The sequence below is a fragment of the Methylomonas sp. MS20 genome, assembly GCF_050275925.1.
GTDB lineage: Bacteria > Pseudomonadota > Gammaproteobacteria > Methylococcales > Methylomonadaceae > Methylomonas > Methylomonas koyamae_A.
Window position 1 is genome coordinate 1,515,367 of the sequence record NZ_CP189962.1, and the last position, 19,442, is coordinate 1,534,808.

General features: G+C 58.1%; 7 protein-coding genes and 1 riboswitch. All 7 genes read left to right on the forward strand.

The genetic code is table 11. The annotated features are described in order from the left end of the window. Positions 1-11: 11 nt before the first annotated feature. The 7 genes from ACQE3D_RS06655 (at position 12) to ACQE3D_RS06685 (ending at position 19,305) form a co-directional block, all read left to right on the forward strand. Positions 12-491 (forward strand): arsenate reductase ArsC, encoded by a 480-nt coding sequence (locus ACQE3D_RS06655; protein WP_313728619.1) that lies wholly within the window; start codon positions 12-14, stop codon positions 489-491. Positions 492-516: 25 nt separating this feature from the next. Then, positions 517-960, forward strand: coding sequence for an ArsI/CadI family heavy metal resistance metalloenzyme (locus tag ACQE3D_RS06660; RefSeq protein ID WP_064025883.1), 444 nt, complete (start codon positions 517-519; stop codon positions 958-960). A gap of 24 nt (positions 961-984) precedes the next feature. Then, positions 985-2,043: an ACR3 family arsenite efflux transporter gene (gene arsB / locus ACQE3D_RS06665; RefSeq protein WP_064025881.1), complete on the forward strand. Its 1,059-nt coding sequence runs from the start codon at positions 985-987 to the stop codon at positions 2,041-2,043. 897 nt (positions 2,044-2,940) lie between these two features. Continuing rightward, positions 2,941-3,064: riboswitch (cyclic di-GMP riboswitch) on the forward strand. A 37-nt stretch (positions 3,065-3,101) separates the two neighbouring features. Beyond that, positions 3,102-3,863, forward strand: a complete 762-nt coding sequence (locus ACQE3D_RS06670) for a VPLPA-CTERM sorting domain-containing protein (protein ID WP_281022658.1) — start codon at positions 3,102-3,104, stop codon at positions 3,861-3,863. A 64-nt stretch (positions 3,864-3,927) separates the two neighbouring features. After that, positions 3,928-5,535, forward strand: coding sequence for a hypothetical protein (locus ACQE3D_RS06675; protein WP_281022659.1), 1,608 nt, complete (start codon positions 3,928-3,930; stop codon positions 5,533-5,535). A 272-nt stretch (positions 5,536-5,807) separates the two neighbouring features. Further along, positions 5,808-7,451: a ShlB/FhaC/HecB family hemolysin secretion/activation protein gene (locus ACQE3D_RS06680; protein ID WP_281022660.1), complete on the forward strand. Its 1,644-nt coding sequence runs from the start codon at positions 5,808-5,810 to the stop codon at positions 7,449-7,451. Between the two features lie 664 nt (positions 7,452-8,115). Then, positions 8,116-19,305: a filamentous haemagglutinin family protein gene (locus tag ACQE3D_RS06685; RefSeq protein WP_313728618.1), complete on the forward strand. Its 11,190-nt coding sequence runs from the start codon at positions 8,116-8,118 to the stop codon at positions 19,303-19,305. Positions 19,306-19,442: the final 137 nt, after the last annotated feature.

Consider the following 19,442-nt stretch of genomic DNA (forward strand, 5'->3'; position numbering starts at 1 on the left):
TGGTCATCCGTATGAACGTTTTATTTCTGTGTACAGGCAACTCCTGCCGCTCGCTGATGGGCGAAGCGATCTTCAATCACTTGGCGCCCAAGGGCTGGCACGCGATCAGCGCCGGCAGCCGGCCGATCGGCCGGCTGAACGACGGCGCGATGGCGATACTCGAAGAAAAAGGGATATCCACGGCCGGTTATTTCAGCAAATCCTGGAACGATTTGCCGGTGACCCCGGATATCGTGATCAGCGTCTGCGCCAATGCCGCCAACGAAACTTGTCCTGCTTATCTCGGCCCGGCCTTGCGTAGCCATTGGGGCGTGGACGATCCGGCGCACGCCGAAGGCAGCCCGGAACAAATCAAAGCCGCTTTCGAAACTGCCTACGGGATCGTGCGTTACCGGATCGAGCGGTTTCTGGACTTGCCGTTGAATGAATTGAAAAACGATCCCGAGCGTTTTAAGGCCGAACTGGATCGCATCGGCGCCTTGTTACCTTAACCCCTCTCGCGGAGAAAACAGCCTTATGAAACGTTTCCATATTCACCTTGCCGTCGACGATCTACAACGGAACATTGCGTTCTACAGTGCGCTGTTCCAAGCCGAACCCAGCGTCGTCCACGACGATTACGCCAAATGGATGCTGGACGATCCGCGCATCAACTTCGCGATCTCCAACCGGAGCCGAGCAGCGGGCGTGGATCATCTCGGCATTCAAGTCGAATCGGAGCAGGCCTTGACCGAAATTCAGCAGGTGCTGCAACAGGCGGCGTTGCCGATCATGGAGCAAAAACAGGCCGCCTGCTGCTACGCCGAATCGGACAAATACTGGACGGTCGATCCGCAAGGCGTCCCCTGGGAAGCTTTTCATTCGTTGAAAAGCATTCCGATATTCGGTAAAGACGCCGATTTGCCGACCGATAGCGCCGCGAGTTGCTGCGGTCCTTCGTCGAATTGCAGCCCTATCTGATCGAACAGTTCGAGGTTTTCCACGATGAATTTGCCAATCTGCCCGCAGCCGCGCTTGTCGTTTTTGGACCGCTTCCTAACCTTGTGGATATTTCTCGCGATGTTGCTGGGTGTGGGCATCGGCTTTGCGTTTCCGGAACAGGTGAATCGCCTGAACGCCCAGGCTTCGGTCGGCACCACCAACGTCCCGATTGCGATCGGTTTGATTTTGATGATGTATCCGCCGCTGGCGAAAGTGCGTTACGAGGAACTCGGCGACGTGTTTCGTAACGGCCGGGTGTTGGCGCTGTCGCTGGTGCAAAACTGGCTGATCGGTCCGCTGTTGATGTTCGGCTTGGCGATCGGATTTTTAGCCGACTATCCGGAATACATGACCGGCTTGATCCTGATTGGCCTGGCCCGTTGCATTGCGATGGTGATCGTCTGGAACGAACTGGCGCGCGGCGATAACGACTACTGCGCCGGGCTAGTGGCCTTTAACAGTGTGTTTCAAGTGCTGTTTTTCGGGGTTTATGCCTGGTTGTTCGTCACCGTGTTGCCGCCGCTGTTCGGTTTGCCGGGCAGTTTGGTGGCGGTGACGGTCGCCGATATTGCCCAAAGCGTGTTTATTTATCTGGGGATTCCGTTCATCGCCGGTTTCGCGACGCGTTGGCTGTTGGTCAGAGCCAAGGGCAAGGATTGGTACCAGCAGCGTTTCGTACCCAAAATCAGCCCGCTGACGCTGATCGCGTTACTGTTTACGATCGTGACGATGTTCTCGTTGAAGGGCGAATTGATCGTGCAATTGCCGCTCGACGTGTTGCGCATCGCGTTACCGCTGCTGATTTATTTCGTCGCGATGTTTCTGGTCAGTTTCGCGATGGGCAAACTAATCGGCGCCGACTACGGCCAAACCACGACCTTGGCCTTTACCGCCGCCAGCAACAACTTCGAATTGGCGATCGCGGTGGCGGTGGCGGTGTTCGGCATCGACAGCGGCGCGGCTTTCGCGGCGGTGATTGGGCCGCTGATCGAAGTGCCGGTCATGGTCGGCTTGGTGAACGTCGCGTTCGCGATTCAACAGCGCTGGTTTGTCGGGCGCTAGTCCCGGCAGGTTTCGGCGTTCTCGCCAGCACCGGCTTTTTCGAACGATCGATCCCCCTGTAACCTCGGTTTCGGTCAATTTCTCGCAATTCGGCGTCAGCCGCCGCATGCCCTCTACATCCGGCCCTATTTCTCACTGGTGTTTCTCGGGCTGAGCCGGTCTAAGTCCGGACCGGCGTGCCCTTCGACAGGGCGAACGGTATTTAAGAGCCGGGTTAATAGGTCCCGCTCCGGCGGGGAAGCACAAACACGCCATTCCCAATGCCACGGGCATCCTGACTTTGCAAGCTATAGTTTTCCCGTTTGGGAAACTCCGGTAGGCGGCGTTTTAGCGGCGACCGCGTGTTTAGCCGCGAATCGCCGATAACTGCGGTTAGCGCGTTTGCAACGCCGGGCAAAGTCAGTCCATCAGTGCTTGGTCCCCGCGACAGCGTCTAACGATTAGCACAGTTGCCCTCTCGCCGATATTCGTTTCCGGCCAATGTTAAGTCCTGCAATCGTTGGGCGGGCGGCCGATGCCGCACGCCAAATTCGACAGTCCATGTCGGATGCGCCCAATTTAGCCTGTTAGGTACGCGGTCCGTGGCGGCAACGATTCGCCCTTGAAAAACAACGTGCTGCGGCATTCGGCGATGTTTCGGCGTATCACGCATGTAATACATTTCACGATTCTTTAACAGAGCTGTAACGGAAACTTATTGATTTGTTTGGAATAATTCGCCGCAACTGAGATGGCAGGGAGCCGCGGGATCTTGGTTGACGCGGAATTACAGGGAACAGGGAAGACCAGCGAAGGGAGCGGCAAGAGGAAGAAGGTAGGGAGTAGGTTGCAATACGGACACATGGTAGCGGGGATAGCGACACCACTCGACGTGTTAGAAGTTTAGTGAGCAGGTAAGCGTGTAAAAGCCAAACTCGCCGCGAGGCGGGGACGGAAAGTTTCAGGTCTTGGCTTGGGTCGGTCGCCGGGGATGGCGGCGGGCGGTAGGAAGCCGACAAGCCAAGACGGCTGGGCTGTCACCTTATGTATTTTTAAATCTTAAACATAAGGAAACCATTATGAAATCTTTAAACAAAGCCTTGTTGGCGGCGGCGATGTTCGCTGCCACCGGCGCGGCGAATGCGGCGATCAACAATACTAGCGCCGCCACAGCCGAGGCCTATTTGTCGGTTTACGACAAAAGCCAAACCTTGACGTTCACGCTGGATTTGGGGTTGTTGATGAGCGATCTGATCGCCAACGTCAACAACGACAGTTATACGCTGAGCTACGATTTGAGCCTCAATGACAACTGGAATACCTTCGCCAGCGGCATGGATGCCTCTCAGACCAAGTTCGCGATTGCCGTCGGTTACGGTTCCAAGCAGTTGATCACCGGCATGACCGAGATCGCTAAATACAACAGCTTGCAACAATCCACAGTCCCTGGTACTGCGATCAAAAACCATGCAAACCAGATCACTACCGGTCAAGTCAAAGCTACCCCTGGTGCTTCCGCCAGCGACTATGCCGCGAATCTGAGTTCACTGGTGTCTGACGCAGACACCCCGAATACCGGACAACACAATGACTTCAACAGCATCTTCGGTACGGTCAGCTTGGCCCAAGCCAATATCGCCTACGGTACCTCCGGCGACTTCTGGTACTACAACGGCACTCAAGCCCATACCCTGGCCGCCGGTAAATGGACCCTGGCCGGCAATCTGCTGAGCTTCGGTCCGGCCCCGGCCAACGTGCCGCTGCCGGCCGCGGTTTGGATGTTCGGCGCCGGCCTGATGGGCATGTTGCGCGCGACTCGCCGCAAATACGCCGCCGCATAAGCGGTATTCGGAGCGGCGTTGGCGCCGCTCCGGTTTTCACGATTGATAACTCGAGGAACTACCCATGAAAAACTTAGTATTAGGCACCGCGATCAGCGCTCTGTTGGCCGCATCAGGTGTGCAAGCCGCGACCGTCAACGATCCGATTCCGGTCGACGGCAACAACCTGCCCATCATTGATGCCAGTCAAACCAACGTGTTGTATCTGTCCGGCGCCTCCGCGGCGGTCAACTTCATCGAAAAACTGATCACCGATTCATCGGTACCGGCCGCCGATAAAGTCTGCGACACCACTAAAAAAGTCTGGAAATACAAAGATAGCCTGACCGGTTCCGACCAAAACGCTTATTTGTGCACTCGCGCTACTACCAACAGCAATGTGCCGACCAACAAGCCTTACATCTTGGTCTACAAACGTAGCGCCGGCGGTTCCGCGTTCGGCGTCAGCCCTATCATCGCCGAAGCCAACGGCGACACCGCCGCCGCCACGATCGAGTATTTGAAAATCAGCTCGGCTTGCACCTCCAATACCTTGCCGGTCGCCGGTTCGACGCTGGGTTTGATCACCTGCCCTTACGACTTGGCCGACGCCAGCAAATACAGCACCCACATCTCCGACTTCGGCATTTCCGACGTCGACCCGGGGCAATTTATCGGTAACAACGCTCCGGTCGGTTATTCGGATGTAACATCCGACGATGTCGCTAAAATGACCGTGAAAAGCGCTTCGGCGGTGACCTTCGGCGTGCCCGTCACCAAAAAACTGTATTTTGCATTGCAAGCCGCCCAAATCGCCAACGGTTCCTTGGCGGGCTGCGCGGTTGGTGCCGAAACCGAGGCCTGCATGCCTAGCCTGAGCTCGGCTCAAATCGCATCGATTCATGCGGGCAGCTGGGCGGACTGGAACCAATTGAAAGTGACCGGTTCCACCGGTTTGTACGATTGGGTCCAAGCCAATGCCGCCGCTTACTTGCCGGGTTCCTCGTTGTTGCATACCTGCCGCCGCGAAAACGGTTCCGGTACCCAAGCTCAATCCAATATCAAGTTCCTGCATGATCCTTGTACTTCGGCTGCTTCCGCGACGGCTCCGGCTTCCGACGCACTGGCCTTGGGTTTCGGCGAAGGCGACGGCTATCCGATGATCCACGAGAACAACACCTCGGGTTCGGTCGGCAACTGCTTGGACGAGCTGAACGACGGCAGCAACGCCGCCAACGGTTTCGATAACACCTACGGTGTGCGCTGGGCGGTCGGTATCCAGTCTCTGGAGAAAAAGACCGCCGTATCCAGCAACTTCCGTTTTGTTAAAGTCGATGGCGTAGCGCCGACCCTGGCTAACGTAGTCAACGGCAAATACAAGGACTGGGCGGAAAACACTTTCCAATATTGGACCGACCACTTTTCCGACGCTAACCTGAAAAAACTGACCAACGCGATCATTACTTCAGCCGGCGCGCCGGAAGTGATGGCGGCGCTGAACGCCGGTTTCACCCACACCTTTACCGCTACTCCAGGTGCATTCTTGGCCGTACCGACCAGCTTCGCTCCCGAAGCCAACGGTGCGTTTAACGCCAGCCGTCCGGTCAATCCATACAGTCATGCGACAGCAGCCGCATCGACTAATGCCTGCCGCGCACCAACCATTTACAACAACGGCGATGCCAAACTGTAAGGGTTGATTAGGGGCAATCCCGAACCAGGTCAGGGACGACCGCCTTAAAAAGTGACCGGGGCAGTCGCGGCAACGCGGCTGACCCGGCCGCTTTTTCGGTTTTAACGCGATTGCCGTTTTCGGGGCGACGCGGCCGATTCGTAGTAGGCCGGTTGCCGGTGCGAATGCCCGCCGCGCGTCACCGGTTTGTCATAAAAGCTTAACCTGGGCTACCTAAAATGGCGGCTCGCAGGCCTTCATAACGAAGGCCGTTTAGGTTTCATCGGAATTCAATGAGTTTGAACACTGTCCGCTTCCGCCGGGTTTGGCGCGAAGTATTGATGGCTGCATTGCTGGCTAGCGGCTCGCTGTCCGCGCTCGCGGCCGACCAGGCCTCTACGCCTTCAAACGGCAGCCAGACCGACCAAGCCGGCGCGCCGGCCAAGTTCGATTTGCTGGAATTGCGGGTCAAGGGCAATACGCTGTTGGACAAAAAGCAGCTCGAGCGCACGGTGTATCGGTTTTTGGGGCCGGACAAAAGCATCGATAACGTCGAATTGGCCAGGGCCGCGCTGGAAAGTCTGTATCAAGCCAACGGTTTTCAAACCGTCTCGGTGGATATTCCCGAACAGGACGTTAAAAACGGCGTGGTTTATCTGCAGGTCGTCGAAGGCAAGGTGTCCAAGCTGCGGGTCAAGGATTCGCGCTATTTCGCATTGGGCAAAATCAAGGCCGGTGTGCCCGAGTTGGCCGAAGGCAACGTTCCCAACATGCCGAAAATGCAGCAGCAACTGGCCGAGTTGGCCGGCCAATCGCCGGACCGCCAGATTCAGCCGATTCTGCGGGCCGGCGAAACGCCCGGCACCTTGGAAGTGGATTTAAAGGTCAAGGACGAAATGCCTTTGCACGGCCGCGTCGAACTCAACGGCCGCAACACCTCGACCACCTCGCGGTTGCGGCTGATTTCGTCTTTGCGTTACGACAACCTATGGCAGGCCTTTCACAGTGCGTCGTTGATGTATCAAGTGTCGCCGGAAAACAACGCCGAAGTGGACGTTTGGGCCGGCACCTATGCGATGCCGCTGTTCGACTCGCCGACTCGGTTGGCTGTTTATGCGGTCAGTTCGTCGTCGAATGCCCAGATTGCCAGTGCCGGCGCCTTGTCGGTGATCGGTATCGGTAACATTTACGGCGCCCGGTTGGTGCATCCGTTTAAATCCCTACCCGACTACTACCACAGCGGTACCTTGGGCGTGGACTACAAGGACTTTAAGGAAGATTTGAATTTGATCGGCGCCGACTCGATCAAGACTCCGATCAGTTACACGCCGTTCCTGGCTCAGTACAGCGGTACGCTGAACGGCGATGGCCGTCAGACCAGCTTCGATTTGGGCGCGCACTGGTCGTTTCGCGGCTTGGGCAACAGCCAACGCGAGTTCGAGAACAAGCGCTATTTGGCCAAGGCCAGCTATCTGTATTTGACCGGCGATTTAAAACATCGGCACGATTTGCCATGGGGCATGAGCTTGGTCGGCCATTTCGCCGGTCAGGCGGCCGATAGTCCCCTGATCAGTAACGAGCAATTCTCGTTGGGCGGCGCGCAAAGCGTGCGCGGCTATTTCGAAACCCAGGCCTTGGCCGACGACGCGGTGTTCGGTTCGTTGGAATTGCATAGCCCGCATTTAGGTTTGGCCGATTGGGAAGCCGTCGATGAGTTGAAGCTGTTGGCGTTTCTCGACGCCGGCAAGGGCTGGGTCAAGAACCCTTTGAAAGGCAACGCCAAGGGCAATTTCTTGAGCAGCGCCGGCGTCGGTTTACGCTTTCAGGTGTGGAAGCATTTGAGCGGGGCTTTCGACGTAGGCATACCGTTCAGCGGGTTGGCGCCGGTCAGTAGCGGCGATCCGCGCGTGCATTTCAATATCGCCACCGATTTTTAAATGCTGTTCCGTGTTCCGCTATGCGAAGCGCGACGCTCTATTTGACGAGTCGCGGAGAAACTCGCGGATTTTTTCGATTGTTGAAGGGAGTACAAACCTAGGTTTGTACTCCGGCTGGTTTCTGGAGTCGATAAATAGATGCGTTTAAACGGTATTTAAAACATCGGCTTGAACGTATGGAAATTCGGCGTATTTATAGATTTTTTTGAACGGCGGCGCGCGAACGACGAAATCGGCAATGTTGGTTGTTACGATAATATGACCTAATTTTTATACTATTAATTTTCAAGATTATCCCGGCGATTTATTTGCTATAAACAATTAATTAATAAGGTATTTAATTGGATGTTTTTTGTTCGGCGATGAGTTTGGATTTTGGGTGTAATAGACTCGTCATGTTCCGAATGGCTAAACAATTTGATTGCTACTTTAGTACAGTTTTTGGCGACCGTTAGTCGGATAGATTAATAAATAGTCACTATTCGCCGGGCATTTGGAAAAGGGTGGTTTATTCCTTCTCCGCGGGAAAGAAATTCGTGCCGCGCGCTGAATGGTTGCAATCAATAGAACATTAATTCGGCGAAGTCGCTGTTTGCGCTAATCTGTTTGCGCTTATTTGGTTAATTCCCCGCCGGCGCGTAATTTTATTTGAAGGGCTAATTCCATGACCAACAAACCATCGGCTAAATCCCAGGACGTTCAATTTCGATTGAAACCGCTCGCGGCTCGCGTGAGCTACGCATTGGCCGGCGGCCTGTTGGTGGGTAACGGCGCCGCGTTGGCCGAATTACCGATACCGGCGGCCGCTTGGATCAGTAGCGGTAGTGCGCAAGCACCGGTCGTGGACGGGAATACGATGGTGATCAAGCAGCTTTCGGACAAAGCAGTCTTGAATTGGCAAAAATTCAACGTCGGCAAGGAAAATACCGTCAAGTTCGAGCAGCCCGGCACCTCGTCGATCGCATTGAACAAGATAAACGATCCAGATCAAGATCCCAGCAGGATCATGGGTCAGATCGTCGCCAACGGCCAAATCTATCTGTACAACAAAAACGGCTTTATCTTCGACAAAGACTCGGTGGTGAACGTCAACAGCTTCATCGCCACCACGTTGAAAGTTACCGACGAAGCCTGGGCGCGCGGCATCACCCGCGTCTACGACGAAAGCAAGGGCGCGGCCTTGGTCATCGAACCCAAATCGCCTGACGATAAGCTCGATCCGAAAACCGCCGAAATACTGATTAACGCCGGCGCCAAGATCACCACCGACAAGGCCGGCCGCATCATCATCGCCGCGCCGAAAATTACTAACGAGGGGACCGTGAGCGCCGGCGCTCAAGGCCAAATCATCATGGCGGCCAGTGAAGACAAGGTGTATCTGCAGGCCGCCGACGATAAAAGTCCGTTCGCCGGCTTGCTGGTCGAAGTCGGTACCGGCGGCAAGGTGACCAATCGCGGCGACATTTCGGTGCGGCAGGGCAATGTGACCTTGGCCGGTTTCGCGGTCAACCAGGAAGGCCGAGTCAGCGCGACGACGTCTGTCAACGTTAACGGTTCCATTCGTTTGATCGCCAGGGAGAAAATCAAGGAGAACAATCCGGTATTGCTCGCTACGCAGACCGTCCGCGACAATGCCGGCGACGGGGCCGAAACCAAGGCCAAGGTTCGCTTGGGTGACGGCAGCGTCACCGAAGTGGTGGCCGATAGCGACGGCGGTAGCGCGATCGACGAACAGACGCAACCGGCGTCTTATATCGAGATTGGTGCCCACACGGTGGCCTTGGAGTCGGGTTCGACGATACACGCGCCCGGCGCGACCGTTGCCGTTAACGCGACCGACACTCCGGAAAACGCCGGCCTTGGCAAGTCCGGCCGAATATTGATTGATAAAAACGCCAAAATCGACGTGGCCGGCTATAAAAACGTCAAGGTAGCGATGGAGCGCAATGTCGGCGAGATTTCGGTGCAGAGTTACGACTTGCGCGATTCGCCGCTGCAGCGCGGCGGGATTCTAAAAGGCAAAACAGTGTATGTCGATTTGCGCAAGGGTACCGAGCTGGTCGATGACGACGGCGCCTTGGCCAGGATCAGCCGAACGGTGGAAGAGCGATTGGGCACGGGCGGTAAAATCACGTTGACGTCCGGTGGCGACGTGATCGCCAACGACGGCTCGCAATTCGATATTTCCGGCGGCTCGCTGCAATATCAGGATGGTTACATCAAGACCACCAAGCTGCTGACCAGCTACGGTGAGGTTGTCGATATTAGCGATGCCGATCCTACGGCACAGTATGCCGGCGTTTTCGGTAGCGTCGAGGAAAATCATGCCAAATGGGGGGCCAGTAAAACGTGGAACTTGCTGGGGTCGTTCGGCAAAGGCGTTTTTGAAAAAGGCTATACCGAGGGTCTGGCCGCCGGCAGCTTGAATATCTCGGCACCTCGGCTGGCGTGGGGCGGCACTCTGACCGCTGGTTCCGAGGTCGGTGTTTACCAGCGAGCTTCGGCGAGTGCCGCCGCGAACGGCAGCTTTGAGATCGATTTGGCGACGTTTCAGGACGCTCAAAAAACTCTGCAGAACGTTCAATTCGTCGATCGCGCCGGCGCGTTGGCCTTGGCGTTGAACGACGAATTCCCCAAGAACGGCGAGACCGATATCGATTTGAAAATCGCGGCCGCCACGCTAACCCGCTCCGGCGTCGGCAACGTGTCGGTGAAGACCCGCGGCGACGCTTCCCTAGACACCGACTTGGCGATGGGGCCGGGCGGCAAATTGAGCGTCGAGGCGACCAACATCGCCGTCAACGGCGATTTCAAAGCGGCCGGCGGCGCTCTAAATTTGCAAACCGATATTTCAGCGGTGGCGGATGGCGTCGATCTAGCGCAACAGGGGCGGATAGTCGTGGCGTCCGGAGTCAAAGTGGATGTATCCGGCGCATGGGTCAACGATTTGCGTAGTGGTCTGCATGGAACCCCGACCGATCCGTTGCTGATCGACGGCGGTAAAGTGGTGTTTCGCGCCAACGGCGACGTGCTTGTAAACAAGGGTGCCAAAATTTTGGCCGACGGTGGCGCATGGTTACCGGTCAACGGCAACCTGCGGTCCGGTCGCGGCGGCGAGATTACGTTGGCGGCCGAAGGCAGCACCGGCGACTTGATTTCGACGCTGACCTTGGCTGGCGAAATCTCCGCCTACGGTTTGGAACAAAACGGCGTGCTCAATCTGACGAGCGGCAAAATCCTGGTGGGATTGCCCGACGCCGCCGCCGACGTGACCGATACGCTAGTGCTGGGTACTTCAGCCGGATCGTTCGACCTATCCAAGCAGTTGGCCTTTCGCGAAATCAATCTGAGCGCCGACTTCGGCGGATTGACGGTAAAACGCAACGTGGACTTGAACTTGAGCCAGCGCAATCTGGTATTGACTGCCGGTTACCAGAACGCGGCGACCGGCAGTTCGATACGCCGGTTTAGCCGGACCGTCGAATTGGCCGACCATTTGCGCCAGTCGGTCACGCTAACTTTAAAAGGCTATGCCGGCGTCGTGATGGAAACCGGCAGCCGCATCGTCGCCGATACCGGTTCTACGATCGGACTGACCGCGACGGCCGGCAGCGTCTTTATCGATGGTGCGTTGAAGGCGGCGGCCGGAAAAATCAATTTGATCATCGACCCGGCCGCTGGCTTGCAATACGATCCCACTCAAACCATTTGGCTGGGCAACCATGCCAGCTTGGACGCGCGCGGCGTCGCGGTGAAGGAACTGGCGGACGCTTACGGGAACCGGGGCGGTCAAGTGCTGGACGGGGGCACGATCGCTTTCGATGCCAAACGCGGCGCCGTGGTGATCGCCGAAGGGGCGGTCCTGGATGTTTCCGGTACCGTGGCGACCGTCGATGTCGAGCGTTCCGATACGGTTTCGGCGGCGGCCTTCGTCAAGCGAACCTTCGCCTCCAATGCCGGCAACATATCGATCAAAGCGGCCGACGGTATCGTTATCGATGGTGAAATGCGAGCCTATGCCGGTTCGGCCAGCATGCACGGCGGGCGATTGTCGCTGCGCCTCGATCGTTCGGAATTAAACCGTCCGGAAATTCCGGTCGTGCCGTTTCCCGACGGACCGTTGGTCATTAACGTCAGTCAGAGCGGCAAGCGCCAATCCGAAGAGGATCTGAAGTTCGGCGACGCCTACCCGGAAGACGGCATCGGCTTCGCAAGTATCGGCGCGGATCAGATTAGTGCCGGCGGTTTCACCGACCTGAGTCTGGCCGTGAACGGGACGTTAGGCGACGCGGCGGTGGCCTTCGTCGGCGACGTCAATCTGACCGCGGCGGAACGCATCCACATCGATGCCGCCGAGCTGCGCGCGGTCGGATCGAACGGCGCCGACGCCGGCTCGGTTGTGTTGAATACCACTTTTCTAGAGCTCGGTTCCGATAAGCTACGCACTATTGCCGACAGCGCCGAAACCGGTAGCGGACAGTTCGCCGGCAATGCGCAATGGATACAACTGACCGGCGCTAGTCTCTGGAACGGCTTCCAGAAGGTCACGCTAAACAGCGCCCACGATATACGCACGATAGGCGTCCGCGAGGAAAGCGACGAGCAACGCGATTATGTCGGTGCCCTGGTGACGGCCGGCGATTTGTATTTGCACGCCAGCCAAGTATATCCCAGCACACTGACCGACTTCACGTTCGCGGTGCGCGGCAATCCGGACGGAAAAATCGTTATCTCCGGCACTAACACCGATGCGACGCCGTTGTCGGCGGCCGGTTCGTTGACTTTCGAGGCGCCCTTAATTAGCCAGCAAGGCGTGGTCAAGGCGCCGCTCGGGAAGATTACGTTCCAGGCCGGCGATACGCTAACGCTGGCCTCCGGTAGCGTGACTTCAGTCTCGGGTATCGATCGGCTGACCGCTACGGAGCTATTGATTCCATTCGGTGTTGTTCAGGGCGGAACCGACTGGTTATATACCTTGGATAATGTTCGAAATCTGGTTTGGGGCGCCGCGCCGGAAAAACGCATCGTCATGGACGCGCCGGAGATCGATGTCGCCAGCGGCAGTCTTGTGGATTTGGCTGGCGGAGGCGATTTGCTGGCCTACGAATTCATACCGGGTGCCGGCGGCTCCTACGATTATTTAACGTCCGGTAGCGGCAGCTATCAGGGCGGCTTCGCGATTTTGCCGACCTTGGGGTCGTTGCTGAGTCCGTACGACCACTACCAAAGTAGTAGCTTCGATTATTCGCTCGGCGCTACGATTCATTTGGAAGCGAGCGGCGATCTGCCGGCCGGCGACTACGCGATTTTGCCGGCGCATTATGCATTGCTGCCGGGCGCCTATCTGATCACACCGGTCGCCGACACTCAGGACCAAGTCGTCACCCAATACACGCCTGACGGTAGAACCATCGTGTCGGGTTATTTCGCCCAGGCCGGCGGCAGTATTCGCGATGCGCGTTCCAGCGGTTTTCTAATCGAAACCGGCGCCGACGTTCGTAAGTACTCGGAATATCAAACCTACACCGCCAACAGCTTTTACCAGGAGCGAGCTAAAACCAACGAAACCGCAACACCCAATTTACCGATGGACGGCGGCCAGGTTTCGTTGATCGCGCAAACCCGGTTGGTGATGGAAGGGGAGTTCATGCTGCAAGCCTTGCAAGGCGGCCGCGGCGCTCGAATGGATATCGCCGCCAATAACATCCGCATCGTCGCCGACCGCTCCGGCGAGGCTGCCGGCACCGGCGTCTTGGAAATTCTGGCCGACGACTTGAGCGCGCTGAATGTGGAAAGCCTGTTGCTCGGCGGCGCGCGAGACCGCGATGTCGAGACTGGCGAGACTGCGGTTGATGTCAGTGCCGATAGCGTGGTGTTCGCCGAGGGCGTCAATCTGCGCGGCGGCGAGATTATCGCGGCGGCCAAAAACCTGGTCGAAGTGCGTACCAATGTGAGCTTGGATGCCGATCGCCGTGTGGTCGGCGGGGACAGTGTGTTCAATCTGGTCGGTAACGGGGCCTTGCTACGCTTGTCCGGCGGCGATCAAATCGAACTGAACCGTACCGAAACCGACGGTTCGGCGGGCGATTTGTTGGTCGCCAAGGATGCGTTGTTGCACGCCGCCGCTTCGATGTTATTGGATGCTTCGCACTCGACCGAGTTGCAGGGCGATATTCGGATGGAGGGGGGGTCGTTGAATCTGGCGGCCAATAGCGTCAATCTCGGTGCCGTGGACGGCTTGGCCGGCGGCGCATTGAATCTGACCAACGCCAAATTGGCCCAGTTAAACGTGGACGAATTGGTGCTGACCGCGCGTGATAGCCTCGGCTTTTACGGCAATGTGGATTGGCGGGGCGAGCGTTTGGCGATTAACGCCGCGGGTATGACCGGTCACGGCGCGGCCGGCGACGTGGCGTCGATCAGCGCCGGAACGCTGGTCTTGGCGAACAGCGGAGCGGCGGAAAATCTACAGACTGTTGACGGCGGCGGTCGATTGGCTATCGTTGCCGATAGACTGGAAACCGGTGCCGGCCGGTTTTCGATACTGGGTTTCGACGCGGTCGATGTCAACGCGAGCGAGCAAGTCCGCGCCACCGGTGACGGCGAATTGCGCGTCGCGGCCGATTTGCGGCTGGCGACCGGCGGTTTCGGCGCCGACGGCGGCGCCAGCTTGAACATTGACGCGAGCGGGCATGCGGCGGAATTCGCCGGTCTAACCGGTAACGCGGCTATCGTCAGCGGATACGGCGCCGAATTGGCCGTTACCGCCGACAATATCGACTTCGATAGTCGGGTGGTGTTGCCGTCCGGCGCGTTGAGCCTGCACGCGTTGAGCGGTGACGTGAGCTTGGGCGAACATGCCCAGCTCGATTTGGCGGGGCGGGCCGTTAAATTCGGCGACGTCGAGCAATACAGCCAGGGCGGTCGCTTCTCGGCGGTGGCGGATCACGGCGGCATCGCCGCCAAGGCCGGGTCATTGATCGACGTGGATAGCGGCGGTGGCGATGCCGAGGGCGGAAATGTCGAAATCCGGGCTCTGGAAAAATCGGCTTCGTTGCAAGGCGAACTGCAAGCCAAGTCCGGCAGCGCGACGGTCGAGGTCGGCGAGTTCGCCGCCGGCCAGGGTTTCGACGCGTTAACGCAAAAATTGAACGGCGCCGGTATCGATCGTTCGATATACATCCGAGTCGGACAAGCCGATATCGTGCAAAGCCAGTCCGGCTCGGTCCGCGCCGAACAAGTGACGCTGGTCGCCGATACCGGTTCGATCGAACTGGCCGGCACCGTGAACGCCGACGCCGCCGACGCCGGCGGTAGCATCAAATTGTATGCCGGCGACGATGTGGTTCTGAACGCCGGCGCTACGCTGTCGGCGCGCGGTACCGGTGACGGCGCCAAGGGCGGTTCGGTGTTGTTGTCCAGCGTCGATAGCGACGGCGACGGGATCTCCGGCGTCGCGGTGGGCGAAGGTAGTCAAATCGACGTGCACGGCACCGGCGCGGAAGGCGGCGACGTGACGCTACGGGCCTTGCGGGACGGCAACGGGGTGCGGATACAGCCGGTCGCCGGCTCGGTCAGCGGTTACAAGACGTTTTATGCCGAGGGCGTCGCCAAATATGCCAACGCCGATTTGGGCGACGACGGCCGAATCGACGCCGCCGACATCGCCAAAATCAAGGCCGATACCGCCGCCTACATGACCGAAGCCAACATGGCGGCGGTCGCCGACCGGTTGGGCCAAGGCATCCGGTTGCTGGCCGGCGTCGAGATCGATTACAGCGGCGACCTGACCTTAAAGGACAAGTGGGATCTGGCCGACTGGCGCTACGACGAAAACAGCGACGACAATGTTTGGGACGACGTGCCGGGGCGCTTGGTGATTCGGGCCAGCGGCGATTTCACACTGGATCAGTCGTTGAGCGACGGGTTTAAAAACGTCACGTTTCAATACGACAATTTCGACGGCACTACCAAGTCGGTCTCGATTATCGACAAATTGCAGAGCGGCGCGTCCTGGTCCTACCAACTGACCGCCGGCGGCGATTTGACCAGCGCCGATTCGGACAAAACCTCGGGTGCCGGCGATCTGACGCTAACCAGCAACGTCAAGGTTAGAACCGGCACCGGCGACATTCAGTTGAATGCCGGCGGCGATATAGTGATTTCAGGCGGCGACAGCGCCACCAACCGGCTGGCTTCGACCGCCGCGAAAAGCAGCACGGTTTTGGCGGTCAGCGATGCGTCGGCCTGGAAAGCCGGCGGTTATCTATCGGGTTCGGGGATTGTCGCCGGGACCTATATTACCGATGTAGCCGCGGGCGGAATCGCGCATGCGACGTCCGCTTCGGCAATCAATCGCAGCCTATCGTTACGGCTGGGCGACAGCGACGCGTCCGGGTGGCGGGTTGGCGATTATTTGACTGGTAACGGCATCGCGTCGGGTACCACTATCACCGGTATTAATCCGGCCGGCGTCGCGGCGCAAACCACGGCTTTGGCCGCCAAGAACACCAAGAGTCTGAAAGTCGCCGATGTCGGCGGTTGGGTGGTTGGCGACTACCTGTCCGGCAACGGTGTCGCGGCCGGGACTCAGATTACCGCGATCAACGTCAACACCAAGACAGTCACGATCAACAACGCACTGACTGCGGCGGTTTCGGCCAATTCGACCTTGACGACCCTGCCTTCGGTACATTTAAGCACCGCGACGACCAAAATAATGACCGCCGACACGGCCATTTCGACGTTGCCGACCGTGACGCTTAGCCAAGCCACGTCGTTGCAGATAGCCAATAATACTCAACTAACCGCCACTTACACGCCGGCATCCATCTACAGCGCGGGCACAACGACGCAAGTCGCTCCTTACGGCACGCTCAGCGACCGGGCGGTTGCCCTGTTTGCCTATAGCGAATATCCGGTGGACGGCGGTAATGTCGGTCTGGCGGCGGCTGGTAATATCCAAGGGACGGTCAGCAATAACAACTATAACGATTGGTTGCTACGCATCGGCCAGTGGTCGGATCAGGCTCAGGAAAAACCAACCGCCTGGGGCGTGGCCTTGGGCTATATTCCCGGCGCCGCCAGTAACACCCAACCGGGTAAGGCACCAATGCCGTTGTTCCAGCAAAACGTCGGCGCTTTCGGCGGCGGCGCGGTTAAGGTCACGGCGGGCGGCGATATCAACGATCTGGAAGTGGTCATGCCGACTACCGGCAAGCAGGTCGGCGACGCCAACGGTAGCCCGAACCTGAGCGGATTTAACAGTAACCAAGTCGAGGTCGGCGGCGGCGGTACTCTGGCGATACAGGCCGGCGGTAACGTCAACGGCGGTGTGTTCTATGTGGGTCAAGGCGAAGGCTCGCTGAGCGCTGGCGGAAGCATAGGCGGCGGCAGTCAGTTTGCCGACGGTCCGGTACTGTTGATGGGGGATACCCGTTTCGACATATCGGCTGGAAACGACTTGTCGCTGGCCGGCGTCACCGATCCGATGATAGCGGACGACGGCGAAGTGAATTTTTTCAGCTACGGCGCCGACAGTGGTTTGACCTTGGCCACTCTGGCCGGCGACATTGGCTTATATAGTAGTACCTCGAAATTGATTTCCGTGTTGATTCCCACTGGAACGAATGAGCAACAGTCGTTGGCGGCCTTATATCCCGGCTCCTTGAATGCCACCGCGTTTGGCGGAGACATCGTATTGAACGACGAAATCATCCTGTTTCCGGCGGCGACCGGTAGCTTGAATTTGTTGGCGGAAGGCGACATCAGCGCGGCCGATCTTACCGATCGCCTGGGAGTATCCGATGCCGACCCGGCGTTGGCGCCCGGCGCCACCGCACCGCTGGCGCGGACATCGATGGCGGATTTGGCCGGCGCCTTCAATCCGCTCGGGAATTCGCCGCTGGCGCATGCCGCCACGCCGATCCACGCCGGCGACAAGCAACCGGCGCGCTTGGTGACGCGCAGCGGCGACATCAAGAATATCGAATTGGTGTTGGCGACCAAAGTCTTGGTGGATTCGGGGCACGACATCCTGAATCTAGCGGTGTCGGCGCAACACGCCAACGTCGACGATGCCAGCCTAATCAAGGCCGCCCGCGATATTCGCTTTAGCAGCGCTCGCAATGCGAATGGTTCGCTGTTGGATAACAGCGCTAGTATCGAGATCGGCGGCAGCGGTGAGGTGCTGGTAAAAGCCGGCCGCGACATCGATTTGGGGGCTTCCAACGGGATATCGACGGTCGGCGACGTGACAAATGCCAATCTGCCGGACCAGGGTGCCAATCTGACAGTGATGGCCGGCGTCGGCGGCGAGATCGACTATGCCAATTTCATTGAGGTTTATCTGCAAGGTCCGACGCGTTACATCCAAACCTTGTTGGCGTTCGCCGATTATTACGAGCGATTGAATAATTTAAAAAATGCCGACTTGTTTAGTGACGTATCCGGCGCGGCTGGTCTGGACGCCGCCAAGTACCAGAAGTTGGAAACCTTGATTTCGGCGGTTTACCAAGCCCATGAAAAGGAGCATGCCGACGCCAGGCAGGCGATCGGCGCCTTGGTAACCGACTTTATGCGGACGCGCACCGGCGAGGCTAATTTAAGCGAAGCCGACGCGCTAACGGCGTTCGCTAGCCTGTCCAACGACGATTTGGTTGCGATAGAACCGCAACTGAGCAAAATTCTGATGCCGCTGTATTTCCAACAAATTCAATCCACCAGCGGAGAAGCGGTTATCAAGGTTTTGGGTGAATCCAAAGTGCAGGCATTGTTCCCCGGCGCCACTTGGAAGACCGATCTCGGTAAGGCGCTGAATGTGTTGGGCTACGCGTCCGAAGCCTTTCTGTTCCCCGGTGCCGCGACTCAATCCAAGCTTATCGATGCGACGCGGTCGCTGACGGGCGACACTACGCTAACTTCGGCATCGGCACTGGAAGCTTTTCGCGAGTTGCCGACGCAGCAAGTAGCGGCGGCACGGAAAACCTTCGATCTGATTAAAACGCAGTTTTTCAGCGGCTTGAAGTCGGGCGACGGCGCCTTGGCCGAAAGTGCTTTGCAAGCGCTGTTCCCGGAAGGCGATTGGCTTGGTGCCGACGGTCTTGCGCAGGTCTCGTTTCCGTGGCAGGGTAACTTGCGGATGGTGTTCAGCAAAATGCATACGCTGGATGGCGGAAACATCAATCTGTTGGTGCCGGGCGGCGAAGTCAACGCCGGTCTGGCGGTATCCTTTCAGGGCGCTAAGCCGGCGTCGGACCTGGGTATTGTCGTGCAGCGCGCCGGCAGTGTGAACGCTTTCGTGCGCGATAATTTTCAGGTCAACACGTCCAGGGTGTTCGCGTTGGACGGCGGCGACATTATGCTGTGGTCGTCCAAGGGTAATATCGATGCCGGCCGCGGTGCCAAATCGGCTATTTCCGCGCCGGCGCCGAAAATCAGCTTCGACGAAAAAGGCAACATGGTCATCGAGTTTCCGCCGGTGGTATCCGGCAGCGGTATCCGGACCGCGGGCAGCTCGGAAGGCGTGGTCGGCGGCGACGTGTATTTGTTCGCGCCGCAAGGGGTGGTCGATGCCGGCGAGGCTGGGATCGGCGGTACCAACGTCACCATTTCGGCGACGGCGGTATTGGGCGCGCAAAACATCCAGGTCAGCGGAATTTCCACCGGCGTGCCGGTGGCCTCGGTTGGTAGTGTCGCCGCCGGCTTGACCGGCACCAGCAATTTGACCGCCGGTGTCAGCCAAATGGCCGAAAGCACGGTCGGCGGCGACGTGGCCGGCAAGAACACCGCCGCCGCGATTGCCAAGGCTATCCTCGGCATACTCAGCGTCGAAATCCTCGGTTTCGGCGATTGATAGCGGTACCGGCGGCAAGCTGCCGCTGATTGGCTCGGCGGAGCGCGCCGTCCGAGGCTTTGGCGTCATTCCCAAGGTGTCATAAAAATGTAAGATTTGGCGGGGATAATTCGCGATATGTTTTGATTTGAGAGTAA